The sequence below is a fragment of the Mucilaginibacter lutimaris genome (assembly GCF_042676625.1).
GTDB classification, from domain to species: domain Bacteria; phylum Bacteroidota; class Bacteroidia; order Sphingobacteriales; family Sphingobacteriaceae; genus Mucilaginibacter; species Mucilaginibacter lutimaris.
The window spans coordinates 169,098-194,868 of the sequence record NZ_JBHTIA010000012.1 but is presented as its reverse complement, the minus strand read 5'-3'; the positions used below and the strand labels follow the sequence as shown (position 1 = coordinate 194,868).

The 25,771-nt window shown below is 43.2% G+C and carries 25 protein-coding genes and 2 tRNA genes; 11 read left to right on the top strand and 16 right to left on the bottom strand.

All coding sequences use genetic code 11. From position 1 onward, the window contains the following. The first annotated feature begins 126 nt into the window (after positions 1 to 126). Genes ACFQZI_RS15820 through ACFQZI_RS15810 form a run of 3 tightly spaced genes read left to right on the top strand, consistent with a single transcriptional unit; the run spans position 127 to position 2,190 of the window. Entirely contained in the window at positions 127 to 366 is a 240-nt protein-coding gene (locus ACFQZI_RS15820; protein WP_377144132.1) for a four-helix bundle copper-binding protein, read from the top strand. A 3-nt stretch (positions 367 to 369) separates the two neighbouring features. After that, positions 370 to 972, top strand: a complete 603-nt coding sequence (locus ACFQZI_RS15815) for a flavodoxin family protein (protein WP_377144130.1) — start codon at positions 370 to 372, stop codon at positions 970 to 972. A gap of 30 nt (positions 973 to 1,002) precedes the next feature. Next, a complete protein-coding gene (locus ACFQZI_RS15810) occupies positions 1,003 to 2,190 on the top strand; it encodes a class I SAM-dependent rRNA methyltransferase (protein WP_377144128.1) in 1,188 nt (395 codons plus the stop codon). A gap of 140 nt (positions 2,191 to 2,330) precedes the next feature. On the opposite strand, the gene ACFQZI_RS15805 is transcribed toward ACFQZI_RS15810, so the two are convergent. Continuing rightward, positions 2,331 to 2,807, bottom strand: coding sequence for an Lrp/AsnC ligand binding domain-containing protein (locus ACFQZI_RS15805; RefSeq protein WP_252758844.1), 477 nt, complete (start codon positions 2,805 to 2,807; stop codon positions 2,331 to 2,333). Positions 2,808 to 2,959: 152 nt separating this feature from the next. Here ACFQZI_RS15805 and ACFQZI_RS15800 point away from each other — a divergent pair. Beyond that, positions 2,960 to 3,071: transfer RNA gene (locus tag ACFQZI_RS15800), tRNA-Asp, on the top strand. A gap of 484 nt (positions 3,072 to 3,555) precedes the next feature. On the opposite strand, the gene ACFQZI_RS15795 is transcribed toward ACFQZI_RS15800, so the two are convergent. Then, positions 3,556 to 4,143 carry a porin family protein gene (locus ACFQZI_RS15795; RefSeq protein ID WP_377144125.1) on the bottom strand — a complete coding sequence of 196 codons (588 nt, stop codon included), beginning with the start codon at positions 4,141 to 4,143 and terminating at the stop codon, positions 3,556 to 3,558. Positions 4,144 to 4,336: 193 nt separating this feature from the next. On the opposite strand from ACFQZI_RS15795, the gene ACFQZI_RS15790 reads away from it, so the two are divergent. From ACFQZI_RS15790 to ACFQZI_RS15775, 4 genes are all read left to right on the top strand, one after another. Beyond that, a complete protein-coding gene (locus ACFQZI_RS15790) occupies positions 4,337 to 4,552 on the top strand; it encodes a hypothetical protein (protein WP_377144123.1) in 216 nt (71 codons plus the stop codon). A 62-nt stretch (positions 4,553 to 4,614) separates the two neighbouring features. Continuing rightward, positions 4,615 to 6,345, top strand: a complete 1,731-nt coding sequence (locus ACFQZI_RS15785) for a S41 family peptidase (RefSeq protein WP_377144121.1) — start codon at positions 4,615 to 4,617, stop codon at positions 6,343 to 6,345. A gap of 174 nt (positions 6,346 to 6,519) precedes the next feature. Continuing rightward, positions 6,520 to 7,041, top strand: a complete 522-nt coding sequence (locus ACFQZI_RS15780) for a hypothetical protein (protein WP_377144119.1) — start codon at positions 6,520 to 6,522, stop codon at positions 7,039 to 7,041. Positions 7,042 to 7,122: 81 nt separating this feature from the next. Then, positions 7,123 to 7,575 (top strand): hypothetical protein, encoded by a 453-nt coding sequence (locus ACFQZI_RS15775; RefSeq protein ID WP_377144117.1) that lies wholly within the window; start codon positions 7,123 to 7,125, stop codon positions 7,573 to 7,575. A gap of 5 nt (positions 7,576 to 7,580) precedes the next feature. Here the strand turns inward: ACFQZI_RS15775 and ACFQZI_RS15770 are convergent, their stop codons facing one another. The 5 genes from ACFQZI_RS15770 to ACFQZI_RS15750 all read right to left on the bottom strand — a co-directional run bounded on the left by ACFQZI_RS15770 (position 7,581) and on the right by ACFQZI_RS15750 (position 13,660). Continuing rightward, positions 7,581 to 8,243, bottom strand: a complete 663-nt coding sequence (locus ACFQZI_RS15770; protein ID WP_377144115.1) for a hypothetical protein — start codon at positions 8,241 to 8,243, stop codon at positions 7,581 to 7,583. Positions 8,244 to 8,324: 81 nt separating this feature from the next. Continuing rightward, complete coding sequence (locus tag ACFQZI_RS15765) at positions 8,325 to 8,942, bottom strand: hypothetical protein (protein ID WP_377144113.1); 618 nt, start codon at positions 8,940 to 8,942, stop codon at positions 8,325 to 8,327. A 109-nt stretch (positions 8,943 to 9,051) separates the two neighbouring features. Beyond that, entirely contained in the window at positions 9,052 to 10,737 is a 1,686-nt protein-coding gene (locus tag ACFQZI_RS15760) for a sodium/sugar symporter (RefSeq protein ID WP_377144111.1), read from the bottom strand. Positions 10,738 to 10,782: 45 nt separating this feature from the next. Continuing rightward, positions 10,783 to 12,111: a xylose isomerase gene (xylA, locus tag ACFQZI_RS15755; RefSeq protein ID WP_377144109.1), complete on the bottom strand. Its 1,329-nt coding sequence runs from the start codon at positions 12,109 to 12,111 to the stop codon at positions 10,783 to 10,785. A gap of 25 nt (positions 12,112 to 12,136) precedes the next feature. Then, entirely contained in the window at positions 12,137 to 13,660 is a 1,524-nt protein-coding gene (locus ACFQZI_RS15750; protein ID WP_377144107.1) for a xylulokinase, read from the bottom strand. Positions 13,661 to 13,836: 176 nt separating this feature from the next. Between ACFQZI_RS15750 and ACFQZI_RS15745 the strand changes: the two genes are divergently transcribed. Beyond that, positions 13,837 to 13,910 (top strand) — tRNA-Asp (locus tag ACFQZI_RS15745). A gap of 129 nt (positions 13,911 to 14,039) precedes the next feature. Here the strand turns inward: ACFQZI_RS15745 and ACFQZI_RS15740 are convergent. From ACFQZI_RS15740 to ACFQZI_RS15710, 7 genes are read right to left on the bottom strand one after another with little or no spacing between them, the layout of a single operon-like run. Next, on the bottom strand, positions 14,040 to 15,107 hold the full coding sequence (locus ACFQZI_RS15740) for a hypothetical protein (RefSeq protein WP_377144105.1): 1,068 nt from the start codon (positions 15,105 to 15,107) through the stop codon (positions 14,040 to 14,042). Next, positions 15,085 to 16,767: an FAD-dependent oxidoreductase gene (locus ACFQZI_RS15735; RefSeq protein ID WP_377144103.1), complete on the bottom strand. Its 1,683-nt coding sequence runs from the start codon at positions 16,765 to 16,767 to the stop codon at positions 15,085 to 15,087. Before ACFQZI_RS15735 ends, ACFQZI_RS15740 begins: the two co-directional genes overlap by 23 nt. Beyond that, positions 16,745 to 18,253: a polyamine aminopropyltransferase gene (locus ACFQZI_RS15730; protein WP_377144100.1), complete on the bottom strand. Its 1,509-nt coding sequence runs from the start codon at positions 18,251 to 18,253 to the stop codon at positions 16,745 to 16,747. The genes ACFQZI_RS15735 and ACFQZI_RS15730 overlap by 23 nt, the downstream gene beginning before the upstream one ends. Before the next feature lie 6 nt (positions 18,254 to 18,259). After that, on the bottom strand, positions 18,260 to 18,484 hold the full coding sequence (locus ACFQZI_RS15725; protein ID WP_377144098.1) for a DUF350 domain-containing protein: 225 nt from the start codon (positions 18,482 to 18,484) through the stop codon (positions 18,260 to 18,262). A 12-nt stretch (positions 18,485 to 18,496) separates the two neighbouring features. Further along, positions 18,497 to 18,673, bottom strand: a complete 177-nt coding sequence (locus ACFQZI_RS15720; protein ID WP_377144096.1) for a hypothetical protein — start codon at positions 18,671 to 18,673, stop codon at positions 18,497 to 18,499. Beyond that, positions 18,673 to 19,986 (bottom strand): DUF4178 domain-containing protein, encoded by a 1,314-nt coding sequence (locus ACFQZI_RS15715; protein ID WP_377144094.1) that lies wholly within the window; start codon positions 19,984 to 19,986, stop codon positions 18,673 to 18,675. Before ACFQZI_RS15715 ends, ACFQZI_RS15720 begins: the two co-directional genes overlap by 1 nt. 1 nt (position 19,987) lies before the next feature. Next, positions 19,988 to 20,341, bottom strand: a complete 354-nt coding sequence (locus tag ACFQZI_RS15710; RefSeq protein ID WP_377144092.1) for an S-adenosylmethionine decarboxylase family protein — start codon at positions 20,339 to 20,341, stop codon at positions 19,988 to 19,990. 124 nt (positions 20,342 to 20,465) lie between these two features. Between ACFQZI_RS15710 and ACFQZI_RS15705 the strand changes: the two genes are divergently transcribed. Continuing rightward, positions 20,466 to 20,594, top strand: coding sequence for a hypothetical protein (locus ACFQZI_RS15705; RefSeq protein ID WP_377144090.1), 129 nt, complete (start codon positions 20,466 to 20,468; stop codon positions 20,592 to 20,594). Further along, on the top strand, positions 20,582 to 20,992 hold the full coding sequence (locus tag ACFQZI_RS15700) for a hypothetical protein (RefSeq protein ID WP_377144088.1): 411 nt from the start codon (positions 20,582 to 20,584) through the stop codon (positions 20,990 to 20,992). The genes ACFQZI_RS15705 and ACFQZI_RS15700 overlap by 13 nt, the downstream gene beginning before the upstream one ends. Positions 20,993 to 21,171: 179 nt before the next feature. Here the strand turns inward: ACFQZI_RS15700 and ACFQZI_RS15695 are convergent, their stop codons facing one another. Continuing rightward, positions 21,172 to 21,873 (bottom strand): VIT1/CCC1 transporter family protein, encoded by a 702-nt coding sequence (locus tag ACFQZI_RS15695; RefSeq protein ID WP_377144086.1) that lies wholly within the window; start codon positions 21,871 to 21,873, stop codon positions 21,172 to 21,174. Between the two features lie 86 nt (positions 21,874 to 21,959). Next, the gene (locus ACFQZI_RS15690; RefSeq protein WP_377144084.1) at positions 21,960 to 25,520 is read right to left on the bottom strand and encodes a VCBS repeat-containing protein; all 3,561 of its coding nucleotides are present in this window, start codon (positions 25,518 to 25,520) and stop codon (positions 21,960 to 21,962) included. Positions 25,521 to 25,771: the final 251 nt, after the last annotated feature.

Below are 25,771 nucleotides of genomic sequence, written 5' to 3'. Positions count from 1 at the left end.
TATATAATTAAATATACTGCTATGGAAAATCATGATCATACCGCGTTAATAGGAAAACTATTGGCATGCGTTGCCGCTTGCGAAAATTGTGCAACAGCTTGTTTGAATGAAGTTGATGTGAAGCCTATGGTAAGATGCATTAGCCTCGACAGAGATTGCGCAGATATCTGCACACAGGCTGCACGGCTGCTGCAACGTAAATCTGAAATAGCCCACCAGTACTTGTTATTGTGCGAAGAAATTTGCCGCATGTGTGCCGATGAGTGTGGTATGCATCAGCATGACCATTGCCAGAAATGTGCCGATGCTTGCCGCCAGTGTGCTGAAGCCTGCCATGCGCACCATGAGCTAATTACCCAAGACTAAGAAATGAAAGCCCTGATATTGAATTGTACGCTTAAGCCATCGCCGGCCGCATCAAATACCGAAGCGTTAGCTAATGAGTTTGTGGCGGAACTGAAAAGATTAGGCGTTGATACAAATGTTATCCGTGTTGCAGACCATCATATCATAACGGGCATAAAATCTGACTTGGGAGAGGGCGACGCCTGGCCCGCTATTTTGGAAGAACTTTTAGCATCAGACATACTGATCATGGCTACCCCAACATGGATGGGCACCATGAGCAGTGAAGCGCTGAAAGTGCTGGAACGTATAAACGGCCTCTATCCAAAACGCGACGCGCAAAACCGACCGATAACATTTAATAAGGTGGCCGGCTTTGTTGTAACCGGCGCCGAAGATGGCGCAAGGCATGTGGTATCGGAGATTGCAGGCGCGCTAATGGACGTTGGTTTTACCATCGCGCCACAATCATACACCTATTGGAACAATGGCCCCGGCCCCGGCGATAATTATCTGGAAAGCGACTACCGTAAAGAATGGTCGATAGAGACGGCCAAAGCAGCAGCCGCTAATGTTGTGGCAGTAGCTAAGGCTTTAAATAATACACCTATCCCCGGCAGGGAATAACATTGGCGCCGATATTATTACCTTTGCGGTATGATTGATGTTGTATTAAAGAAAGGCAAAGAGAAAGCAGTATTGCATAAACACCCCTGGGTATTTTCTGGCGCTATAGAAAATGTAAAGGGTAAGCCGGTTAATGGCGAAATTATCCGCCTGCTGGGCAACAAAAAAGATTTTCTGGCTTATGGTTTTTACAACGATCAATCGCGCGTGGCGGTAAGGCTATTGGAATGGAATGAGGAAGTAATGGTTGATGAAGCCTGGTTTCGAACTAAAGTACGTGAAGCCGTTGCCGGGCGTGCCCACATTTTAGAGGATGGCACAACAGACACCTGCCGCTTGATCTTTAGCGAATCTGATTATCTTCCGGGCCTCATCGTAGATAAATATGCCGATCATCTGGCTGTTCAGGTACTTACATCCGGCATGCAAAACGCTATGCCTGTTATTATTGATGAACTTAACACCCTGTTAAAACCTCAAAGCATTTTTGATAAAAGCGATGCAACCTCCCGTTCGCACGAGGGCTTAGAAACCACTAATGTATTATTGTCAGGGAACCATCCACCCGAACTGGTGATGGTGAAAGAGAACGGCATCAGCTATGGCATCAACATTGCCGAAGGCCAAAAATCCGGCTTTTATTGCGATCAGCGCTATAACCGTCAGGCATTGGCAAATTATGCTAAAGGGAAAACAATGCTGGATTGCTTTAGCTATACGGGCGGCTTTACCCTTAATGCCTTAAAGAATGGCGCGGCATCTGTTACCAGTGTAGATAGCTCGGCACTTGCATTAGAAACTTTAGAAGAGAATATCCGCCTGAACAAATTTGACGGAGCGGAACACGCCGCCATCAAATCTGACGTGAATGTGCAGTTGCGTAAATTTAAAGAAGATGGCGCTAAATTCGACATCATTGTACTCGACCCGCCAAAGTACGCCCCGTCTCGGTCGGCGTTAGACAGAGCCTCGCGCGCCTATAAAGACCTTAACCGTTTAGGTATGCAGTTGTTGAATAGCGGCGGCCTGCTGGCAACCTTCTCCTGCTCGGGAGCTATGGATATGGAAACCTTTAAGCAGGTACTGGCCTGGGCCGCCTTAGATGCCGGTAAGCAGGTGCAATTTATTTACCAGTTCCACCAACCCGAAGATCACCCCGTTAGGGCATCTTTTCCGGAAGGGGAATACTTGAAGGGGCTGTTATGCAGGGTTTGGTAAATAGTATTATGCCGTTACCCACAATGATCGTTTAGTTTAAACAACAAAGCAATCTCCAAAATCTATGTTTACACATAGTTTAGAAATTGCTTTGCCGCGTATATTAAAGCGTTATGCTTTGGCAGGAAACCTAATTAAAGTTAATCTAAGGTTATTTGCCTTTTGATGCTTTCTTCAAGGGAAATAAATGTTTCGGTACGTTGTATCCCTTTTACGCTCTGGATATTTTCGTTTAAAACCTCACGCAGGTGGTTGGTATCGTGGCACACAATTTTTGCAAAAATACTGTAGCTGCCGGTGGTGTAATGCAGCTCTACAATTTCGGGCACGGCCTTAAGTTGTTTTACAGCATCATTATACTGCGACCCTTTTTCCAGGAAAATGCCCAGGAAAGCGGTTACATCATAACCCAGCTTTTGCGGGTTTACTTCCAGGCTGGCACCTTTAATTACACCCATCTCCTCCAACTTTTTCATCCGCACGTGTATGGTACCGCCAGAAACGATCAATTCTTTTGCGATTTCGGTGTAAGGGGTGGTCGCATTTTTCATCAATATTGATAAAATCTGTATATCCAGATTATCAATTTCTAAATTTTGAGGTTTCCTGTGAGGCATAATTTTAAATATCAGTATTCAAATACAAGTATAATTATAATAAAAGTAAAAATAAAAATATTTTGTTGAAATATTTGCAAGAAACTAACAACTCTGTTAGATTTGTATAAAGCAAATGACAATTGCTCTATCGTTCTTTTAAAAACAAACATTGTTGGGTGGTGAAATTTTTGGCAGACACACCTCCTTGTCCCGGTGGCGGAGATTATGGGAAACCCGAAGCGGGCTAACCACTCTGTGAAGGTTCGAACCCTTCCCCAACAGCAAGTTCTTAATGTAGAAAGTTAAAGGTGAAAAGTTGAAAGACTTTGAACTTACGACTTTAAACTTTTGACTTATATCCTGTAGGATGGTGAAATTTTGGCAGACACACCTCCTTGTCGCGGTGGCGGAGATTATGGGAAACTCTTAGCAATAAGAATAACCACTCTTTGAAGGTTCGACCCCTTCTCCTACAGCTCTTCTCATAATTTAGGTTTATAATTGGTTAGTAAAGGCCCCTGCCCATCAGGGGCTTTACTTGTATAATAGGGTTTTTATTTGATCAGAATCCATCTTTTTTACGCCGAAAATGTTCACGTTCACGTTTGCGCATGTGCCAGTCGTTTTTGTAAATGGTTGATATTTAAACGTTTGATGTTAAATTTACTGACGCTGTTGTGTCACCAAAAACCGCTAAAAAAATAACTATAAAAAAATCCCGGCTGTTCACCGGGATCTTCGCATTGGTTTGAATTTATTATATCACTTAAAAGAACTTGAAGCCTACGCTTAACGCCCAAATATTTTGGCGCTGGCCATAGTTTTCGTTTATTTTGGTTAGCCCGCCTTCGTAACGCAGGTCGGCAGTAATATGGCCAACATCAATGCCGCCACCTACCTGGTAACCCAGTGTGCTTTTTTTGTAGTTGCCAAAATCGTTATCAGCGCCGCTTACATTATCGCCAAAATTTTGGTTCTTATCCATCAGGTAGCTGTAAACAGGGCCGGCCATAACCCTAATGTTCAGATTGTCGCCACCAAAGCCTTTGCCAATTAATAAAGGCACGTTTAAGCTGGTGAACCGCACTTTGCCATTAGTTGTTACGGTACCGCCGTTATTATTAAAATCGAACTTACCGCCGCTGCTGGCTACATAAAGCTCTGGCTGTAAGTAAAGGCTGCTGCCAAAACGGGCAAACAAACCCGCCTGGTACCCCGCAACGGTAGATTCGCTTACGTTATCGGTACTGATCTTAGAGAAGTTTACGCCCGCCTTAGCGCCCAGCGAGAACTGTGCCCTTGCGCTTATTGCTGCCATAAATATAATGGCAACGCTTAACAAACATTTTTTCATAGCTGTAAATTTTTAAGTGTAATAAAGCTATCATGCGTGTTTTTGTTTTATAAATAATCTCATGATAGTTATTACTAATTGTTGGTTTATAAAACGTTTAGAACCGCATGATTGTTAAAAGTTTAACCCTCTGCCGCATATTAAACGCTTGCAGCAGGGTATTTTTTATATTTTTGCTTAAATATTTTATTGTATGGCAGAAATAACGATCAGTAACAAGGATTGGGAGCGCATAAAAATTAAGGTTCAGCGCAAATATAACCACCTTACCGACGAGCAATTACAGTACACCGAAGGCCAGGAAGAAACGCTTATTACCCGCCTGATGGAACTGGTAAACCGCGACCGCAAATATGTAGTGTTTACCCTAACAAAAGCTTTGGTAAATATTGATAATAACCGGCTGTAAAAACAGTTTATTATAAAAAGCCGTTTGGCTTTTATATATTTATATTCAAGAGGTTAAGGATCATGGAAAACAGGATGTTGAGCAGGTACAGGAAGCCGGCGTTATATATTGGCGGGCTTGCAGTTGCTATAGGGTTATGGAGCTTTCAGGACGATCTTTTCCAGATATCTAAAAACCTGGATGTTTTTGCATCGGTATATAAAGAGGTTAACATTAATTATGTTGATGATATAAACTCGGCCAAGTTGGTTAAAACCGGTGTTGATGCCATGCTTGAAGGCCTTGACCCCTATACCGAATTTGTTCCTGAATCTGAAATTGAAGATTATAAACTGCACTATGTAAGCACCCAATACGGCGGTATAGGCGCAAGCATCTTTTTACGCGATAATAAAATATATGTATCTGATGTGTTTGCTGGCTTCCCGGCCCAAAAGGCAGACATTCGCCAGGGCGACCAGATGCTTAAGATAAACGATGTTGAACTTGCCGGTAAAACCAACGACCAGGTAAGCCAACTGCTTAAGGGATCTAAAGGAGCGGTTATTAAACTGTTAATGAAACGCGATGCGGATGCCCCGGTGGTAAAAACCCTAACCCGCGACGAGATAAAACAGCCGAATGTTGTTTACAGCGGTATGGTTGCCAACAACATGGGCTACATTAAGCTGAATAAGTTTTTAGAGAATTCTGCCCAGGAGGTTACAGATGCGCTTATAGGCCTTAAAAAAAATAACCCCAACGGTATCATACTCGACTTGCGGTCTAACGGTGGCGGTATTTTGCAGGAAGCCGTTAAAATTGTGAACCTGTTTGTACAAAAAGACGTGATGGTGGTATCGCAGCGCGGGAAGATCAAGGAGAAAAATTTTACATATAATACGGTATCAACCCCGTTAGAGCAAAATTTGCCGCTGGTAGTGCTGGTGAACAGCCGCTCCGCATCAGCATCAGAAATTGTAGCGGGGGCCTTGCAAGATCTGGACAGGGCTATTATTATAGGGCAGCGCAGCTATGGTAAAGGTTTGGTACAACAAACTTTTAACCTGCCATACAACAGTTTGGTTAAAGTAACGGTTGCTAAATACTATGTGCCGTCGGGCAGGTGCGTACAGGAGCTTGATTATGCCCATCGTAAAACTGACGGAAGCGTTATTAAGGTTGCCGATTCATCTATCCATGAGTTTAAAACCCGTAATGGCCGCTCGGTTTATGATGGCAGTGGCATTTATCCTGATGTTTTTATTAAACAAGAGAGGTTTGCTAATATCACACAAACACTTGTAAGTAAATTGTTTGTTTTTGATTACGCCACCAAATACCGTAATGCCCACCCGCAGCCAATAGACCCAAGATCATTTACTTTAACAGATGAGGATTATGCCGATTTTACCAAATATCTTGAGGGCAAAAACTATACGTATAACACCATATCAGAAAAAATGCTTGCCGGCTTAAAAACCGAAGCTACAAAGGAAAAGCAATTTGCCGAGATACAGGCCGAGTACGATGCCCTTAAAGCTAAAATGGCAGCAAGTAAAAGGAACGACCTGCAATTGCATAAGGCAGAGATCAAACAGGTGTTGGAGAACGAAATCGCATCGCGCTATGGCTATGAAAAAGGCCGCTATGAGGCTAACTTTAAGTACGATAAGGAACTGGCCGAGGCCGTTAAAATAATGCAGGACAAAACCCAGTTGGCATCCATACTTAAAGGTGTGGGCGATTATAAAACTATTGGCAAGCCTGTATTGGCTATGGCCGGTAAAAAAGAAGAAAAAGATAACGATTAGTGAAGCGAAAGCTTCGAGATTAAAGGCGAAAGGTTTTCTTTTCGCCTTTGTTATTTCAAACCTATTTACTTTTAGCTTCCTCCTTCTTCTTGTAACATCGTTGTTATAACCACCGTTTGTTTAAACTATAGCTACGCGTAGCTGTCATACATGCATAAAACAAAAAACAACACTATGAAAAAGATAATAATCACTGCAGCTATATTTTTTAGCTGTATAGCATACAAATCTGCCAACGCGCAAATTAGTTTAAGTATTAACATAGGTAGCCAGCCCGAGTGGGGCCCTGTAGGTTATGACCATGCCGACTATTACTACATGCCGGATATTGATACCTACTACGATGTGCCTGCCCATCAATATGTTTACCTCGAAAATAACAACTGGGTACGCAGGGCAAGTTTACCCCCAAGGTATAGCAATTACAACCTATACAACGGTTATAAGGTAGTTGTTAACGAACCAAGGCCCTGGAGAAACGCTACCGTGTATCGCACCAAATATGCTAACTATAAGGGCCGTACCGGGCAAACCATTATTCGCGATAGCCGCGATGTTAAATATGTAAACCATTGGAAAGGTAACGGGCGCCCTACCCGTGTTACAGAACATAAAAAGGTTGTTAAATACAAAGGCAACAATGGCAACCACGGCAATGGGCATGGTAACGGCCATGGCCACGGCAGGGGCCACTAAGTTTGGCTGACTTTAAATTGTGAAGGCCGCTCAAAAGAGCGGCCTTCTTGTTTTTATCTTTTTGAAACAAAAATATTAACAATGCCTTATAAAGATATGAAGCTGTTGAAAAACTTTGCAGGCGGCCTTGCCGGTGCCATTGCGTTAAACATATTACATGAAATCGTTAGGCGTATTTATCATGACGCGCCAAGGGTTGAATTAATAGGCGAAGAAGCTGTAACAAAAATATCAAATGCGGCAGGCACTGAGCATCCAACCGGTGATACGCTTTACTTAACTACACTCGCCGGTGATGTAATTAGCAACGCCATGTACTATAGTGCTATTGGTGCAGCTAAAAAGAAACATTTGGTTATAACCGGCTTGGGGGTTGGGTTATCGGCGGGCTTTGGGGCCTTAAAGCTAACCAAGCCGATGGGGTTAAGCGATGCCCCTGTAACCCGTACCAATACAACAAAAGCACTAACAGTGGCCTGGTACACCTTTGGCGGATTAGTAGCAGCTTTAACTATCAAGAGTTTGCGTAAGTAACAGGCTTATTTATTCACAAACTCCGTTAGCCTGATCATATCCTGAATTTTGACTATACTAATATTGTTTTCTTTCACAAAAGCATCTATTTGAGCTTCTTTACCGGGGAATTGCTTTGTAAAGGCCTTAAGTGTTGATACCTGGGTGTATTCATTGCCTTTCTTTAACCAGTAAATTGTTTGGACATCCATAGTGTAGCCATCTGCCAGTTTAAGATCGTAATTGCCCGGCTTGTCATTATTGGCCTTTCTGCCATTTAGCTGGCCGTTAAGTGTTGAGTTTGAGGTGCCAATACGCCCGCCAAGTGGGTCGCCCTGTACTATTTTGCCTTTATACTGGGCATATAGTGCGATAGGTGTTTTGGTCAGTTTTTCAAAAAAAACATTCCGGGCGGGTACAAGTACTACGCCGTTTATAACCACACTATCAATGTTGCTTACATCATTTAGGATGAGGTTTTTCCCTTCCTGCGCAAACATCATCTCCTGTGTTACTGTGTTATAATCAAGTGTGGCATCAAGGGTTGCGCCATTTTTTTGAAACACAGTACCCGATGTAAATTCAGGAAACAAAAATGTTGAAGATGTTTGCTTGGCCGAAGCCTGTGCAAAAATGTTTGATGCGCCCAATAATAGGGCCGCCCCTGTTAATAAGTATGACTTTTTCAATTTGGGTAGGGTTTAATTCTTAATCGTAATAGACTATAAACTTAGCTATTAGTTTAAAATAAAAGCCAATATATACATTTATTATTTTTCTAAAATACCTTTCATCAGCGGGTTCCATTGCGGGCCAGACAGGCCGTTGCGTGCCCCCAGCGCTATAATTGTGTTGCGCACGGTATCAAATAAACCGGTGTCTTTATTATTAGGTTTTTCGTTACGCCCACAGGCCGCGGTACTTACATGGTTCAAATAGCGCTCAATAATAAAAGTATTGGTAGAGTCATGAGAAAAAAAATGAGCTATTGACTTTTCGGGGTGCCTTGGGTTTGCCACAGGCCTAACCGTCATAATTATAAACTCACTCTCGGTTGTAATGTCTCCGGCCTCTTCCATCGTCTCAATACGTACCCATTCTTTTCCGTCGCCCGCTAATGGTCCCGGAGTTGGCAGCGGAAGGTTTATATAAAACAGGTCGCCTTTTTCGGCTATCTTATAAATTTCATTGCCTTGGGAATCGGTAACTGCAAACTTTGCTGAGTGTGGCCCGCTTAGTTTATGCCATTGAGAAATATCCTTTAATCGGTCTTTTGCTAACAGAAATAAATCGTGAGCTTCATCTACGGTTGCGCAATCAACAAAGTGAATAAAATCGTTGTGTTTACCCTCTGTTTGTGGTGGTATATAATCAGCAGCGTTATCCATGGCACGTTATTTTAACATATAACAGCATATTTTACAGCCTTGTTTGGTTAAATAGGCAACAAAAAAAGCGGCCTTGTAAAAGGCCGCTTTAGTATATGAGCTGATGATATTACCAAAAGAAAGAATAAAGCGCTACAATAATACCGCCCACAATTAAAGCGCCGGCAGTAAAAGCGCGCGATGGTTTAAACATGGCGGCATCAATTTCCAATCCGTTGGTTTTAACACCTTTTGCAAGATCGATTTTAGAGATTATCCACATGCCTATTACACAAAGCAGGAATACAAATCCCATCCTGTCGATGAACGGGATCTCGTAAACACCTTTGTCATTCAGTTTAGAGAAACCGAACTGGTTAAGCCACTCCAGGTTGGCAAACCTCGGCAAAAATTTAAAGAATACCGAGAAGCAAAACCCACCGATAGTGGCGAATAATGCACCATTTGAAGTTGCTTTTTTCCAAAAGAAACCTAAAATGAACATGGCGAAGATACCCGGCGATACAAAGCCGGTATATTCCTGTATGTACTGGAAGCCCTGTTTGCCCTCGCCCATTAATTGCTCGCCAATTAATAAGGACATGATAACGCCAAGTGCCATGGCTACCACTACAGACCATTTACCAAGTTTAACCAGGCTTTTATCAGTAGCTTCGGGATTGATAGCCTTTTTGTAGATATCCAATGTAAATATGGTTGCAATACTGTTTGCCTTACCCGCAAGCGAGGCCACTATTGCTGCTGTAAGCGCCGCAAAAGATAAGCCTTTTAAGTATGTTGGCAGCAGGTTTAAAAGTGATGGATATGCTTTATTAGGGTCCATGATACCTTTAGAGCTCATCATTTCCTGGTGGAACATGCCTTTCTGGTAAAGTAAATAAGCGGCAATACCGGGCAGCACCACAATTATTGGCATCAGCAATTTAAGAAATGCCGCGAACAGGATACCTGCGCGCGCGGTCTTAAGGTCGGCACCTAAAGCGCGCTGGGTAATGTATTGGTTACAGCCCCAATAGTTTAGGTTAACGATGATCATACCACCAATAAGTACCGATAGCCCCGGCATTTCCATGTAGTTGGGGTTGCTCTTATCAAATATCATGTGGAAGTGGCCGGCAGCTTCTTTACGCATAATACTAAGGCCATTCCAAACGCCTGTAGTGCCCGATTTTTCGCTGATTAAATTCAGCGCTAAATAGGTAGCCACCAAACCTCCCAGTATCAGTACAAATACCTGTATAACATCGGTGTAGCCGATAACTTTCATGCCACCGAGGGTAATAAAGACCGCGAAAACAGCAAGCAAAGTAATACAAACAGTAATGTCGATACCCGAGATACCGCTTATTGCTAATGCACCCAGGTAAAGGATAGACATTAAGTTTACCACAATGTAAAGCAACAGCCAAAATATAGCCATAACCATAGCCACTGTACCGTTATACCGCTGGTTGAGGAATTGCGGCATCGTAAAGATCTTGTTCTTTAAATATATGGGGATAAAGAAGATGGCTACGATGATGAGCGTAGCGGCTGCCATCCACTCATAGGTAGATATGGCCAACCCCATTTTAAATGCCGACCCGCTTGTGCCAATGAATTGCTCCGCAGAGATATTTGATGCGATAAGCGATGCGCCGATTGCCCACCAGGTAAGAGAGCCCTCAGCTAAAAAGTAATCTTTAGAAGTAGCATCGGCATTATGCTTGCGCCTGTATATCCAGTATCCGTATAAGGATACAATTATAAAGTAGATAAAAAACACGGCATAATCGCCGTTCGATAGGGTCTTCATTAAGGACTTATGTTAAATTGGTTTATAATTGGGGCTTAATATTAGTTATATATATCGGTTAATCAAATTCTCGAGGTATTCTTGTTTGCCACTGGTAACCGCGGGCTCGCCATTTTCGCCGGCATATTTGCGCAGGTCTTCTAACGAAAGTTTGCCAGCCTCAAAGTCGGCACCTGCGCCGCTGTCAAAAGACGCATACCTATCGGCACGGATCTTTTTGTAATCAGATTTTTGGAGAATATTATCGGCAGCTATTAACGCCCTTGCAAAAACGTCCATACCACCAATGTGGGCGTAAAACAGGTCGGCAGGATCGGTAGAGTTCCGACGGATCTTGGCATCAAAGTTTATGCCCCCGCCCGCAAAGCCACCCGCCTGCAAAATTATAAGCATATATTCGGTAACCTCGGCCACGTTGGTAGGGAACTGATCGGTGTCCCAGCCGTTTTGTTCATCGCCACGATTAGCGTCTATGGAGCCTAACAGGCCGGCATCTGCAGCAACCTGCAACTCGTGCTGAAAAGTATGGCCGGCAAGTGTGGCATGGTTAACCTCAAGGTTCAGTTTAAAATCGTTTAGAAGATCGTACTTCTGTAAAAAGCCAAGTACGGTGGCCGCGTCATAATCGTACTGGTGTTTGGTGGGTTCGCAGGGTTTGGGTTCTATAAAGAATGTGCCCTTAAAACCTTGCTTGCGGGCGTAATCCTTTGCAGTGTGTAAAAACCGGGCAAGATGCTCCTGCTCACGTTTCATATTTGTGTTGAGCAGGGTCATATAGCCCTCGCGCCCGCCCCAGAAAACGTAGTTTTCGCCGCCGAGGGCAATGGTGGCGTCGATAGCGGCTTTTACCTGTGCCCCCGCATGCGCCAGCGCGTGAAAATCGGGGTTGGTTGATGCCCCGTTCATATAGCGTGAATGGCTGAACACATTGGCGGTACCCCAAAGTAGCTTAACGCCGCTATCGGCCTGCTTTTGTTTGGCATACTCAACCATAGTTTGCAGGCGGCGGTCATTTTCGTTTAGGTCATTGGTATAGTCTACCACATCCACATCATGGAAGCAGTAGTAAGGCAAATTCATTTTGGTGATGAATTCAAAAGCGGCGTCCATTTTGCCCTTAGCACGCTCAATGGCATCTGCCTTGGCATCCCATGGGAAAACGTGCGTAGCGCCGCCAAAAGGATCTGCACCGGTACCGTTGAACGAATGCCAGTAGGCACATGCAAAGCGCAGATGATCCTTCATGGTTTTGCCGGCCACAACCTTATCAGCATCATACCAGCGAAAGGCCAGCGGGTTGTCTGATTGCTGCCCTTCGTACTTAACCTGGCCTATGCCTTTAAAAAACTCCTTTTCTCCTGTTAGTATTCCCATGGGATTATTTAGTGATTTTATTGAATTAGTGATTTACGCTGTCCTTTTCCTTACTCTTGTCATCCTGCATGTCTTCCAAATGCTTTTCTAATATAGCTTTCCAATCCTGATAAATAGCCTCAAAGGCTTTATAATTATTTGGTTCGATGTAGTCCACGCGCCCGGCTTTGCTAAACGCATCCGCTTGCGAAGAATAGATCCCGGCACCAATGCCCGCACCTAAAGCCGCGCCCAGGCTGCCATCATTATTGTAAAGCTCTACCGGTACACCTGTTGCATTTACAAACGTTTGGGTGAAAAGGTTGCTGAGGAACATATTGGTTTTACCGGCGCGTATAACGGTTGGGTTCATGCCATTCCCGCGCATAATATCTAATCCGTACCGGAACGCGCAGGCAATACCCTCCTGCGCTGCCCTGAAAATATGGGCCGTGGTATGCACATTCAAATCTATGTTATGCAAATGCGCGCCAACCCGTTTGTTGTTAAGCATCCGCTCGGCACCATTGCCGAATGGCAAGATACGCAGGCCATCACTTCCGATTGGTGCTTTTGCTGCTTCGGCATTCATTTGCTCATAAGTAAGGCCAACGCCAAAGGCGTTTTTTATCCATCGGTATAAACTGCCGGTTCCGTTAATGCAAAGCAAAACACCAAGGCGTTTAAGCTCGCTGGTATAATTAACGTGCGCAAATGTATTTACGCGCGACTGTGGGTCATATGCCAACAGGTCGCTTACGCCGTATATAACGCCTGATGTACCTGCCGTTGCGGCTACCTCACCAGGTTTAAGCACGTTTAGAGATAAGGCGTTGTTGGGCTGGTCGCCGGCCTTGTAGGTAACCGGGATGCCGGGAGTAATACCTAATTGTTGGGCCACGTCATCCCTTACACTTCCATGTGGTGAAAATACAGGTTTAACCTCAGGGAACAATTTATCGCTAAAGCCAAAGTATTCTGTAACATCTTTAGAGAGTTCGTTAGCCTGAAAATCGAAAAAAATGCCTTCGGATAATGCTGATGCCGAGGTGGTGATCTCGCCCGTTAATTTCATGGCTATATAATCGCCGGGTAGCATGATCTTGTCTATCTTATGATATACATCCGGCTCGTTTTGCTTTACCCATGCCAGTTTTGAAGCTGTAAAATTACCCGGTGAGTTGAGCAAGCGCGACAAACAAGTTTCTTTACCGATGCCGTTAAATGCATTATCACCAATTTCTACAGCCCTGCTATCGCACCAAATGATACTGTCGCGAAGTAAATTTTGATCTTTATCCACCAAAACAAGGCCATGCATCTGGTAAGCGATACCAATTGCAGAAATATTTTTAGCCTCGAAACCACCTTTTTTTATGCACAGTGCCAGGGCCTGCTGCGTTTGCTGCCACCACATCTCGGGCGACTGCTCGGCCCAGCCGCTTCGCGGCGAAATGATTGGCGATTCTTCATCAGGGTATTGGGCGGATGCTATAACGCTTTGGTTATCAGCATTAACAACGCATGCTTTTACCGATGAAGTGCCTATATCGATGCCTAATAGCAGCATGCTTTTTTGAATTTTGAGGTTACAGGAGCCTTTAATAATTGGTATTTAAAAACGAATTTAATGTAATTTTTGATAAAGTGTCTGCATGACGTGAATTAAGGCAAAACAATAAATATGAGAAATTTTAAAAAAGAGTTGTGTAAAACAAAAAGGTGCGTATATTTGCAGTCCCAAACGGAGTGGTAGTTCAGCTGGTTAGAATGCCTGCCTGTCACGCAGGAGGTCGCGGGTTCGAGTCCCGTCCATTCCGCTTTTGAATATTAAATATTAAAAACCCCTTAAATGACCTCATTTAAGGGGTTTTCATTTTCAGAGCATACCAAATTAACATCTTTTACGTATCAATCTAATATCCACCAAAAATTAAACAAGAGCAATATTAAGTTGTCTTTTTAAATTTCCAAATAAAGCCGTCCAAGATGTAATGAGCAGATTGGGGTAGAGCAAGAAGAGGTACCAGTAGCGCTAACAATTGCTGATTACTTATTTGGGGCAAACCGGAAAATATAGTAAAAACGCTTCCATGTTCCTTCCATATCATCCCATCCCACAATCCCTCTTCAACGTAAGCAAATAGAGCCAGCAGCAGTACAAAGTACAGTACCCCACCATATTTATTAAAAGTGTACTTAACAATAACGTTTTCGTTCGCACTTGCGCCTTGTCTCCTTTTTTCAAAGATCCATATTAAAGCCATGTATGGGATACCATGAGAGATAACATTTAGAGTGGTAAAGGCCATATCGCCGTTATAATAAACGATGCCAAAATACCATGACAAGAACGTACCCCCTATCAATAGATTACGGGGCAGGTTAACCTTCTTTGTTCTCGCTACATATATAAGTTCCTTAACAATATAAGCTGTTATAATAAGCAGATAGGCACCAAGCCCGATGTTCAATAACAACGGTGAATGAAAAGAAACGATGTCATTCTCTACGAACCAGCTGAAATCCCTATTGCCGTCAAAATGCCAATAAAATAGCGGGTAGATGGTAGCTGTATAGATAGCAATATTATCTATAAACCTGAAGGTGGAGTTAACTTTTTCCTGCCTTGAGTAGAGCCGCATAAAACCATACTGTTGCCTTACAAAATGAAACACCGCCAGATAAGCCAACACACGCCAAAAAAGCATACCGTCATAAGTATGAAGCAACACACCAACAATGTAACAGGCTATTGGGATAATGATCAGGAATGCATCTTTTTTATATGCGCCCTGTATAAAATAGGTGCGGTACAGGGTGCTGTAGACATGCGCAACATCAATAAAAACAACCAGAAAAAGCCAGTAATAAACCGGGATAGTTGATGCCGCCTGAAACTGCGTTGGGAAACAGGCAACAAGCAGTAAGGCTACAAACGGCGGCGATAGGATAAAAATTCCATCAATTACAGGTGAGTGAAGCCATGGCTGTTTATGTGTTTGCTTGCTTATCATAAATTGCTAAAAGCTGGCTGGCTGCTCGTACGCCCTGGTGAAACGCCTCTTCAAATATAGATATCCCGCTAAGATCTGTATGCGCAAAAAACACGTTGTTTTTAACCGGTTGTTGTGCCGCTTTCCTGTTTTTGCCCCAAATGTAGTTTACGGCCGGGTATATCATCCCATGGCCCCAAATCCAACATTCTACGTTTTCAATAGCATCAGTAATGCGGGGGTGCATGTATTCCAATTCAGGCATCATTATATCCATCCATTGCTCGTACGTTCGGGTGTATGCTGCCAAACGGGCAATACGTGGTTCGTGGTCGCAAAGGGGTAGGTACCAGGTTAAAACTTTTTTCTCGTTACTTTGGCTAACGGCCTGCTGGCCCGCGTTTACGTAGCCTACCGATGGCGTATCAAACGCTACATTATCCCAGCACAAACCAGCCCCTTTTGTTTGGGGTAAGCGTTTTACCGTTATATTTGCTACAAACCATGAGGAATAATTAAGCGCCTGGTAGTCTATGGGGCGGGTTATGGTTTCTTTAAATAATCTTTGGTTTACAAATTGCGGTGTTGCCATAATAACGTTATCAGCAACAATAGTGCTTGTAGTATTATTGGCAATGTTGTATATGTTAGCTACAACCCGGCCTTGCTCATCGTAACTAACGTTGTAACACATACTACCCTTACGGATATGACCGGCAACAGTTTCGCTCAGTCTGTTAGTAAGCCAGCCATTTCCTTCGGGCCATGTAAGCACCGCGTTACTTTCTGCATTGGCGGCCTTGCCCCTGCGCGACGCAAAATAATGGATACCTGCCCAGGCAGATACTTTATCTATTTTTTGCCCATAATCATCCTTGCAACAGTAATTTAAATACCACAGTAAATATTTAGAAGTAAATTGTTGCTGTTGCAAATATTCCTTAAACGTTATACCATCCAACACCCTGAAATTTTCATCGGCACTGCTATTATCTACAGGGATATCAAACCCATACTTGCCATCGCTGCCTTTGGCTTTTTTAAACGCATCAATAAGGGCGAAAAATTTTTTCACCTCTGCTTTGTCACTCGGGGTTAAGCTAAAATCAGGCACTATGCCTTCCTGCCATTGGCCATTAATAAGCAGGCGTTCTTCGGGGTCAAAACACAGGTAGTATTCGTTGTAAACGGGCAGGTTGTTTTCAAAACCGGTAATTACATTGCAATCCTGCAAAAATTCGGTTATCAATTTATCTTCATTGTTTACAATGGTAATGTAATGTGCGCCTAAAGGATATGCCGAAATATCATTTTTGCGCGAATGAGAGTTGCCACCAACATGATCCTCCAGTTCCAGCAATTCAAAATCCGTGTAACCTTGTTTTTTTAACCAGCGCGCTGCCGATAGCCCTGAGATCCCCCCACCTATTATTAAAGTTTTTACCCGCCGGGTAGAGCCTGGAACCGGCAAAGGTAATTTATCGCGCAGGATATGGCCTGCCTTGGCATTGGGGCCTTTAATACTACCCTTAATATTTTTGTATTGGCTGCCGGGTTTTACCTTACGGATGCAGCTGTTTAACAAAATACCTGTAGTAACCAGCCCTGCTTTAAGCAAAAATGAACGGCGGCTTAAACCGTTTATAAAGCCCCGGCGCTTATAAAACGGATGACCACTCATCTTCAAAATATTTTACAAGAACCTGGTTATTTAGCTTGTTTACTTCTGTTTTAACCTTCGCCATATCCTTAGGGAAGTAAAACATCAGGTCGAGGCTTTCTTTGGTCATGAACCGCATGCCGGGTAAAAACGTGGTTGGCTTTTTATAAATTGAGCTTTCGGTTGCCATAATGTAACCCCACTCGCCAAACGACGGCACATTGTTATGATATGGAATGGTATGTAATCCCACCGACCGCAGCGTGGTATCAACCGTCCAAAATGATTTTGGTGCCACGTATGGTGATGTAGCCTGTATAACCATAATGCCTCCCGGCGTTAAAACAGTTTTTGCCAGCTGATAAAAGGAGTTGGTATATAGTTTTCCTACCGAGTAATTCGAAGGGTCAGGAAAATCTATCACCATAAAATCAAACTTCCTTTTGTTTTGGCGGAGCCAGGTAAAAGCATCGGCGTTTATCACATTTACTTTAGGAGATAGCAGTGAGCTTTTATTGAGGTTAAGCAGCATCCGGTTTGATTTGAATAAGTTTGTCATGCCCTTATCCAGGTCAACCAGCGTAACGGTTTGCACATTTGGGTATTTCAGTATTTCGCGTACAGCCAGTCCGTCGCCGCCGCCCATTACCAAAATATCTTTAGCGTTTGGTAAAGCTTGCAGGCCGGGATGCACCAACGCTTCGTGATAGCGATACTCATCATCCGAGCTAAACTGTAAATTACCGTTAAGGAACAAGCGCAGCACCTTACCTTTTTTGGTTAAGATGATGCGTTGATAAGGTGTGCTTTTTGAATAAATAATAGTATCTGCATACGTAAGGCTTTCCGAAAAATTGGTGATCACGCCTGCGTAAACAAAACCAACAAGTAAAGCTAAAATGCTAATAATAGCGCTGGTTTGCAGGTAAGCTGCCGCCTTTATTTCTTTCCTGAAATTGATACAAACTATAAGAGCTACACCTACATTCAGTATCCCAACCATGTAGGATGTTTTGATAAGCCCCAGGTAGGGTATAAGTAGCAGAGGAAAAATGAGTGACGCTAATAAAGCGCCGATGTAATCAAACGTAAAAACCTTTGATACAAGATCTTTAAACTCATAGCGGTCTTTTAATATTCGCATAAGCAAGGGTATCTCCAGGCCAACCAAGATGCCGGTGATGCCCACCAAACCGTATAAAATAATGCGGAATGAGGCTACGCTCTCGAACACTAAAAACAAAATAGTAGAGCTTGTTCCGCCAACTATGCCTACCAATATCTCCAGCTGTATAAACCAAGAGATGATATTTTTTTCGAAATATTTAGACACCCATGAACCCAGCCCCATCGAGAACAGGTACACACCAATGATGGTACTAAATTGCGTTACCGAGTCGCCAAGCAGATAGCTGGCCAGCGTGCCGGCAATAAGTTCATAGATAAGGCCGCAGGTTGCTACTACAAATACCGAGATAAGCAGCAGGGCGTGCAGTTTTTTATTCATGTAATTTTACCCGTGAATAGCCGAACTGATGATTATAGCAACCGCTATCATGAAAGAGGCGCAAACAATAGCAAGTGCAATGTTATGCTTCTCTACAATTTCCTTCCATAAATTCTCGGGAGTTAATTTTTCAATTATCCAGTAAGAGATCAGCAGAATAATGATGCCTATAGCCGAATACAATACCGATGCGATAATGTATTTAATGTTGATCAGATCGTGTAAGCTCATAATATGATGGTTTTATTTGTGATAAAATGCATGTGCGCCCCTAACGCGGCTATTGCTATTGTATTGAGTATTACGGGTTACGCTGCTGCTTTCCCAAAAAGCAATTCCGTTTAATGCCGAATACGCGTAGTAACCTATGATTAATATGGCCAGCACCAGGTAAATATTCCCCGCTTTTATAGTTTTCATTAATCGTCTGTTTCGTAAGGTGAATAATCGCTGCTCATCCAGCGTTTCTTTTCGTAATTCCTCATCCTTGCCCATGCGTAGATTGGATACAGGCAAAGCAGCAAAATGGTAACCCATACATTACGCCATATGACCGGGTTGGCGTCAATGCTTATGTGTAAATTGTTGGCAGTAACATCGCCCGAGGCGGGATAGATGTTTAAATGGTATTTACCTGCCGGGATTGCCGATAACAACACATTTGCCTCCTGAGACCCCTCAGACCACGATTCCCCGTCTTCGTAACCATGATAGTACTCTACACTTTCCGTAACTTCCCAGCTTTGGTTATCGGCTTCGTTTACCAGCACAACTGTTGCTTCCAGCCAGTTATTATCCATATTAGCCCTTATCAAAAACTCCAGCGATGATTGTTTATTTAAGGTGAATGGCGGCGTAACAAAAGGCTTAAACTCGTTAACCTTAGTACTATCGCTGGTAATAAAAAAGTCTTTATCCATCACCGTATATTGCGGATTAAGATACGATGCCAACAGACCGATAACAGCTACAAGTAATATCAACACCGGCACCAGTTTATATACAGCAAACCATCTTTTAGCATGCAGCGAAGGCTGGTTTGCACCTATCCCTATCTTATCAGGAAAAAGTTTAAGATCGGTTTTAAAAGCTTCAGCAATTAATTCAGGCTCGGTGTATCGCCCCAGATAAAAATCGGCAGTTTTTGATCCCGGTTTGTCCTGTTCTTTGTAAATAATGTTTGGCGGTGAAACAAACTCAGCTGTTTTGGCTTTTTCGGTTAGTATATCCCAGTCAAACTCGCCTATTAGCGCTGTAGTTACGGCGGTATATTTATTGAACAGGTTATATTCGTTTTCCTCGTAATTAATAAAATCCCAGCTACGGTCACTTAAATTATCAAGGTTTGGATAAAAGGCTTTACCGGCAACAAACGTCCAGTGGCCGTCATATTCGGCAAAGTTGGCGTAGCCTTTTTCATAATTATAAAGTATGTATTCGCGCCAGGCATATCTTGTAGCCTGTTCCTTTTTTTCTATATAACCAATAACCTTAAAGTCGTAACCATATATGTTCCCCACATTACCAAGCTTTAATACCGGCTGTTGCGATATAGGCGGCGCGTTCTTTTGTATAACGGGGTTACTGCCATTTGCAAAACGGATGAACGAATGGCAGGCCGGGCATACACAAAACTCACTTCCTTCGGGGTCGTAAAGGGTAATGATGTACTTGCATTTCGGGCAGCTAACATCTTCTGAATAAGGGAAAGACTTTAAGTTAATTGTAGCCATATTACCTTACCAGTTCAGTTTTTTTGATCTCGACGCCCTCAAAAAAGTTTAGGACGTCAGTATAAATGAGCCTTACTTTTTCAGTATTATCCTTTTGATAGTTTGATAAAAAGATATCAAAAGTTGCCAGGTTAAATTCCGGCCAGGTGTGTATTGATAAATGGGATTCTGTTAAGCAAACTACGGCCGTAAAACCCGCGCCATCAAAATCATGGTAAACCTCGCCTACTTTTTCCAACGAATACCGGGCAATAATTTTATTAAAAAATATTTTGCATGCTGCCGAAGAAGAGAGCGAACCGATATCGGCCGCAGAAAATTCAGCTAAAATATGTAGACCGGGTTGATAAGGCATTATAGGATTCTTCTTCTCAAAAATATAAATTAATTGGAAATAAGATCATTAAAATAACTGATTTTACTGGCTGTTCCGCTTATTGACTGGATGTGACCATGCGAAATAGTTGATCCGATAAAGAATGTTAAACCGGTTTAAGAAATGGACTTTTGATGGCCTGATAGAAGCTTATAGCGATGCCATTTATGAATACCAGGGGATTGATACCGGTGTAAGCCGCCGCTTAACCAACAGGATATGCAGGTACTAAGAGAGGTATCTGGTTTACTAAAGCATTTTAGTCATTTTAACGACTTGAACGAAATTGTGAGTAAGCTTGGGGACAAGATCTATACGCAAACAACACAAAGCGCACCTGTTGTCGACTTTGAGAAAAACGATAATCTGAAAGGATTGGAGTGGATAGAATGTAATAACCAAACCTTTACATCATACGCAAAAGCTAATAAGCGAGGACGGATCAGGCAAAATTTTAGCATACGCGTAATTATGAATTTTGAATTGGAGCGCGAGCTATTAGGTTTTGGATCAAAAATCCGTGTGCTTTCTCCAAGGATAATAGTTAAACAGATCAAAAAACAATTGTATGAAACACTGGAAAGTTATAAGGTGTCGGAAAATCCTTCTTCAGATATTACACATAAATAAAGTGTGCCGCAGTGTGGCATTCATCAGGTAAGCTAAGGCTGCTTATTACAGCCCGGCTTAAATTTATTTATGGCCTTAACGTTGTCCAAACGCTATAATTTATCAGGCTGCTTGGAGACGGTCGGGAGGCGATATTCTTCCGGGCCTGATAATTGGATCAATACCAGCACGGGCAGTAATTAAACTTTGACGCCAAATAAGAGCCCTACAAGAGCTGACAGACCCATGGCCAGCGTACCCCAAACGGTAATCCTTAAAATAGCCTTCTGAATGCTCGATCCCCCCGTTTTTGCGGCTATAGCACCTAAAAGGATCAGAAATAAAATTGTGAACCCGTAAAGGAAGTATTCTATTTGCGTTATAGGGGAAAATAATATTACCAACAGCGGCAAAACGCCGCCGGCCGTAAAAGACAAGCCGGAAGCCAATGCAGCCTGTATGGGCTTAGCCTGGCTGATCTCATTGATCCCTAGTTCATCACGTATATGTGCCCCTAATGCATCCGCTTCCATAAGCTCTTTGGCTACCTGCATAGCCGTTTCTTTTTGTAATCCACGCTTTTCGTATATCTCCGCCAGGATGTGTAGTTCCGCCTCGGGCATCTCTCTTAATTCTATCTTTTCGCGCTCAATGTCTGCCTTTTCTGTATCCGTCTGGGAACTTACCGATACATATTCACCTGCTGCCATAGACAGTGCACCCGCAACAAGGCCGGCAACAGTAGCCAAAATGACCGGCTCACGCGTGCTGCTGGCGGCAGCAACCCCAATAGCAAGGCTTGATATAGAAATGATACCATCATTCGCCCCTAAAACGGCAGCTCGCAGCCAATTACTTTTATGAATATAATGACTGTCAAGATAATTTTCGATTGTTAGCATTTCAAAAAATTAATTGTATAAGCCATTTGTCTTATGCATGACCAAAGCCTAAATTTGATAATTAAAATCAAATTGCGGGTAACCGCCTAAATTTTTATTTGCCTTTTTCTTCCCGAGTAATCAAAAATAACCACGCTTGCAACATTGCCATCTACCTTTATCCCGCGAGAGGATTGCGACAGATAGGTTGATCCATAATAAAATTCTACTTTTTGTTTGGTGCCCTTTTTGGTGGTGAGCTCCGCGTAGAAATCGGTAGGGTTTAATTTGAGCCATTTGTAAGGCCTGATGTTTGTTTGCTGGTAAACTCTAATGCTATCCTGGTTTTGGGTTGCAACAAGCAATTCTTTATTGCCACACTGTATAGATGCCAGCCCCTTTGCGTCGCCGCTTATACATAAGCCGCTTTGTGGCATTTTAATATCTGTAAAGCCACCTTTGCCGTTTCCTTTTAAATATAGGCCCATAAAAGCATCATGCCTGCCGGTGAATGGCTCCATCCCAAAATCGTTACCGGCCATTAGCAGGTCGAGGCTACCATCAAGATCAACATCCTTAGCTACCATGCCATAAACGGGCGCGGTTTGTGCCGCTAATGGTAACGCGGTTATATTGAATTTGCCACCGCCTTTGTTCTCAATAAAGCATGTATTCATATTGGTGGCGGTAAGTTGTATGGCGTTCTTGCGGTCTTCGTCATTCCATAGGTCCTGCATGGTGGCGCGGCCAAATCCATTGTAGGTTGGGTATTTTTTACGGATACCAATTACCTGGCTTATCAGATCATCGCGCGTATGCATCGGGAACTGTCTTTGAGAGCCATCTTCGGCTTTCATGTAACAAAATATCATCGCATCGAATGAGCCATTGTTATCCATGTCTTTACCCAGGATGGTCATGGGGTGTGTGGCCGACGCTTTATAATTTGAATTTTGGCCTAAGTTGCCGGCTATGTAGTCTGTTTTACCGTCATTATTAAAGTCGCCGGCTACAAGGCTGTTCCACCAGCCTACTTGCCGGGCAATGCCTGTCGTGTTATTTATTTTGGTGAAGTTACTGCCATTGTTCTTATAAAAAGTAACCGGCATCCATTCGCCAACTACAACCAGGTCGGGGTGCCCGTCGTTATCAAAATCACTCCATAGAGCATCGGTTATCATGCCACCGTGTACCAGATCGGTGCAAATTTCGGCAGTAACATCTGTAAACTTTCCGCCGTCGTTACGGAAAATGTGGCTTACCGGCGATGACGGGTATGCTCCCGATACCGAGCGCCCGCCGACAAAAAGGTCAAGGTCGCCGTCGCCGTCATAATCCGCGGCACGTACACACGACCCATTGTCATATTCTACCGGCACTGCCGAGTAATCACGCTCAAACCGCCCTTTTTTATTATTGATGTAAAGCCTGTCCTGGGCGGTGGTGTGGTTCTTCGGGAACTCGTAACTGCCGCTTACTACATAAAGGTCTGGCCAGCCATCGCCATTGGCGTCAAATATCAGCGCGCCCATGTCTTCCTCGTCCTTATAATCTTCGTGCAAAAAGCGGCTGTTATCTATAGCAAAGCCGCCGTTTTTGTTTTGCATAAAAAACACCCCTTTTGTTCCTGCCGCGCCACCTACATACATATCGTCGAACCCATTATTGTCAATATCCCCAATCGCTATTGCCGGCCCATACTGGCTAAGTTTATGAGGCAGAGTGGGTTGGATATTATAGTCAATAGCATCTTTCTCTGTATGCAGATATTTAATACCCGATTGATCTGCAACCGATTTAAATACGGGCGCCGTTTTTTGAAGTATGCCCGCGGGGATGCTGCCCCCGCCATTTTTATAATTTAAAGTAATACCCTGGTTGGCCTTAATATTTGTTAAAAGCTGCGTTTTGCCATCGGCCCAACGTATGCGTAACGAATCTACAGTGTTTGTGCTGCCCAGGCCAAAATGTGCAAGTGCATCTACAGTGCTCATATAACCACGGCAGGGCTGCTGGTCGTAAACCTGTTGTTTGCCACTATAGTAAATACGGATGGTGGCGCCTATAGCACCTGTGTTTTTAGCATCGCCAATTAGTTTAACATTCAGGTAATGGCCGGCAGGGTTTAATTTGGCTTTAGTATTCAGGGTGTTTTCGTATACAAAAGCATCATCATCAATATTGTTTATGATAAGGTCCATGTCGCCGTCGTTATCCAGGTCGGTATAAACGCCACCGGTAGAAAAAGTAGGCTTAACAATACCCCAGTTTTTAGACTCATCGTTAAACTGGTATCCGCCACGGTTCCTAAAAGCATAACTCGCCGTTTTTACCACCGGGAACGAATCTGCAGCGGCAAGTGTAGTGTTCTCTTTTACCGTGCGGCCCTGGCCGTTTGTGTAAAGCGCATGGTCAAGGTCGGTAACATCGCGCGGGTAGCCATTCGTTATTACCATATCCCTATAGCCGTCGTTATCATAGTCGGCAACTAAGGGCGTCCAGCTCCAGTCGGTTTGGTAAATACCCGCCATGAAAGCTATTTCGCTAAATTGTGGTTTACCGTTGGGCAATTGGCCCTGGTTCATCTGAAGCACATTACGGATGTATTGGTGCTCGTAATTAAACTTTTTGTTATTAATGTAGGTGATGTAATTGTCGCCCATCAGCATGGTCTTTTTACGCAGGTTCTCCTCAGGGAGCATTTCCAGCGATACAAGGTCCATTAGGCCATCGTTGTTAAGGTCGACAATATCAGAGCCCATTACAGACCAGCCTGTGTGTTTAAAATATTCTGCCGAGCGGTTAGTAAATGTGCCGTTCTTGTTATTGATGTACAGCGCGTCATTAGAAATAAAATCGTTACCCACATAAATGTCCGGCCAGCCGTCATTATTAATATCATTAATCGCAACCGAGTTGCCAAAGCCCTCTAATAAAATACCGGCTTCGCGCGTAACATTAGTAAAGGTGTTGTTACCGTTGTTGCGGTAAAGGCGGTCGTTGTTTTCGGCTGTGCCGTTATTTTGTTTTGGGCGGTAAGCTACCGGTGTGCTTTTGCCAAGCACGTTGGTAAGCAGGTAAACATCAAGGTCACCATCGCGGTCATAATCAAAAAATATGGCCTGGGTAGTAAAGCCGGTATCCTGCAGGCCATAAGCTTCTGCCGACTCTTTAAAGGTTGGGACGCCCGCTTTATTAACACCCTGGTTTACATATAACAAGTTTTTACGTTCGGCAGGGTCTTTCTTAAACGATGCGCATACATAAATATCCAGCCATCCATCGTTATTGATATCAATAACCGAAACCCCCGTGCACCACCTGCCGCCGCCATTTACGCCGGCAACAGCCGTAATATCATCAAACTTTAAGCTTCCTTTGTTTAAAAAAAGTTTGCTCGGCACCATATTGCCCGCAAAATAAACATCGGCTAAGCCGTCATGGTTAAAATCGCCTATGCCTACTCCCGCGCCGTTATATAAATAAGGGTGATTTAGGATATTGATGCTATCGCTTTCTACAATGGTATTTTTAAAGTTTATACCGGTAGATGACGGGTCTAATAACTTAAAAAGTGTTGGCCCGCTATCTTTTTTTGTGCAGGCGGTTAATAAACAAAGCGCGGCCCCTACTAATAAGCTATACTTTTTTTGTATGCGGTTAAACATATTATAATTGGCGAAAATTTATAAATAGCGTACTGCAGGCCCTTTAAACAAGGGTTTATGCGTTGGTTGGCGCTTAAACCTGCAGGTAAAATTTGATAATTAGGGTAAAGAAAATGCATTTAAAAATAGTTAATTAGTAAAATAATCTCAAAATTTGGTAGAAATGTATCGCGCTGGTTAATGATATTTTGAGAATATATATTAAAATATAGTTTTGAGGAAGCAACGCCCTGTTGTAGTTAAACCGGTAT

What these genes read in the sequence shown, in the direction of transcription:
- ACFQZI_RS15820 (WP_377144132.1), top strand. Translation starts at nt 127, where the DNA reads ATGGTAAGATGCATTAGCCTCGACAGAGATTGCGCAGATATCTGCACA.
- ACFQZI_RS15815 (WP_377144130.1), top strand. Translation starts at nt 370, where the DNA reads ATGAAAGCCCTGATATTGAATTGTACGCTTAAGCCATCGCCGGCCGCA.
- ACFQZI_RS15810 (WP_377144128.1), top strand. Translation starts at nt 1,003, where the DNA reads ATGATTGATGTTGTATTAAAGAAAGGCAAAGAGAAAGCAGTATTGCAT.
- ACFQZI_RS15805 (WP_252758844.1), bottom strand. Translation starts at nt 2,807, where the DNA reads ATGCCTCACAGGAAACCTCAAAATTTAGAAATTGATAATCTGGATATA.
- ACFQZI_RS15795 (WP_377144125.1), bottom strand. Translation starts at nt 4,143, where the DNA reads ATGAAAAAATGTTTGTTAAGCGTTGCCATTATATTTATGGCAGCAATA.
- ACFQZI_RS15790 (WP_377144123.1), top strand. Translation starts at nt 4,337, where the DNA reads ATGGCAGAAATAACGATCAGTAACAAGGATTGGGAGCGCATAAAAATT.
- ACFQZI_RS15785 (WP_377144121.1), top strand. Translation starts at nt 4,615, where the DNA reads ATGGAAAACAGGATGTTGAGCAGGTACAGGAAGCCGGCGTTATATATT.
- ACFQZI_RS15780 (WP_377144119.1), top strand. Translation starts at nt 6,520, where the DNA reads ATGAAAAAGATAATAATCACTGCAGCTATATTTTTTAGCTGTATAGCA.
- ACFQZI_RS15775 (WP_377144117.1), top strand. Translation starts at nt 7,123, where the DNA reads ATGCCTTATAAAGATATGAAGCTGTTGAAAAACTTTGCAGGCGGCCTT.
- ACFQZI_RS15765 (WP_377144113.1), bottom strand. Translation starts at nt 8,942, where the DNA reads ATGGATAACGCTGCTGATTATATACCACCACAAACAGAGGGTAAACAC.
- ACFQZI_RS15760 (WP_377144111.1), bottom strand. Translation starts at nt 10,737, where the DNA reads ATGAAGACCCTATCGAACGGCGATTATGCCGTGTTTTTTATCTACTTT.
- xylA (WP_377144109.1), bottom strand. Translation starts at nt 12,111, where the DNA reads ATGGGAATACTAACAGGAGAAAAGGAGTTTTTTAAAGGCATAGGCCAG.
- ACFQZI_RS15750 (WP_377144107.1), bottom strand. Translation starts at nt 13,660, where the DNA reads ATGCTGCTATTAGGCATCGATATAGGCACTTCATCGGTAAAAGCATGC.
- ACFQZI_RS15740 (WP_377144105.1), bottom strand. Translation starts at nt 15,107, where the DNA reads ATGATAAGCAAGCAAACACATAAACAGCCATGGCTTCACTCACCTGTA.
- ACFQZI_RS15735 (WP_377144103.1), bottom strand. Translation starts at nt 16,767, where the DNA reads ATGAGTGGTCATCCGTTTTATAAGCGCCGGGGCTTTATAAACGGTTTA.
- ACFQZI_RS15730 (WP_377144100.1), bottom strand. Translation starts at nt 18,253, where the DNA reads ATGAATAAAAAACTGCACGCCCTGCTGCTTATCTCGGTATTTGTAGTA.
- ACFQZI_RS15725 (WP_377144098.1), bottom strand. Translation starts at nt 18,484, where the DNA reads ATGAGCTTACACGATCTGATCAACATTAAATACATTATCGCATCGGTA.
- ACFQZI_RS15720 (WP_377144096.1), bottom strand. Translation starts at nt 18,673, where the DNA reads ATGAAAACTATAAAAGCGGGGAATATTTACCTGGTGCTGGCCATATTA.
- ACFQZI_RS15715 (WP_377144094.1), bottom strand. Translation starts at nt 19,986, where the DNA reads ATGGCTACAATTAACTTAAAGTCTTTCCCTTATTCAGAAGATGTTAGC.
- ACFQZI_RS15710 (WP_377144092.1), bottom strand. Translation starts at nt 20,341, where the DNA reads ATGCCTTATCAACCCGGTCTACATATTTTAGCTGAATTTTCTGCGGCC.
- ACFQZI_RS15705 (WP_377144090.1), top strand. Translation starts at nt 20,466, where the DNA reads ATGTTAAACCGGTTTAAGAAATGGACTTTTGATGGCCTGATAGAAGCT.
- ACFQZI_RS15700 (WP_377144088.1), top strand. Translation starts at nt 20,582, where the DNA reads ATGCAGGTACTAAGAGAGGTATCTGGTTTACTAAAGCATTTTAGTCAT.
- ACFQZI_RS15695 (WP_377144086.1), bottom strand. Translation starts at nt 21,873, where the DNA reads ATGCTAACAATCGAAAATTATCTTGACAGTCATTATATTCATAAAAGT.
- ACFQZI_RS15690 (WP_377144084.1), bottom strand. Translation starts at nt 25,520, where the DNA reads ATGTTTAACCGCATACAAAAAAAGTATAGCTTATTAGTAGGGGCCGCG.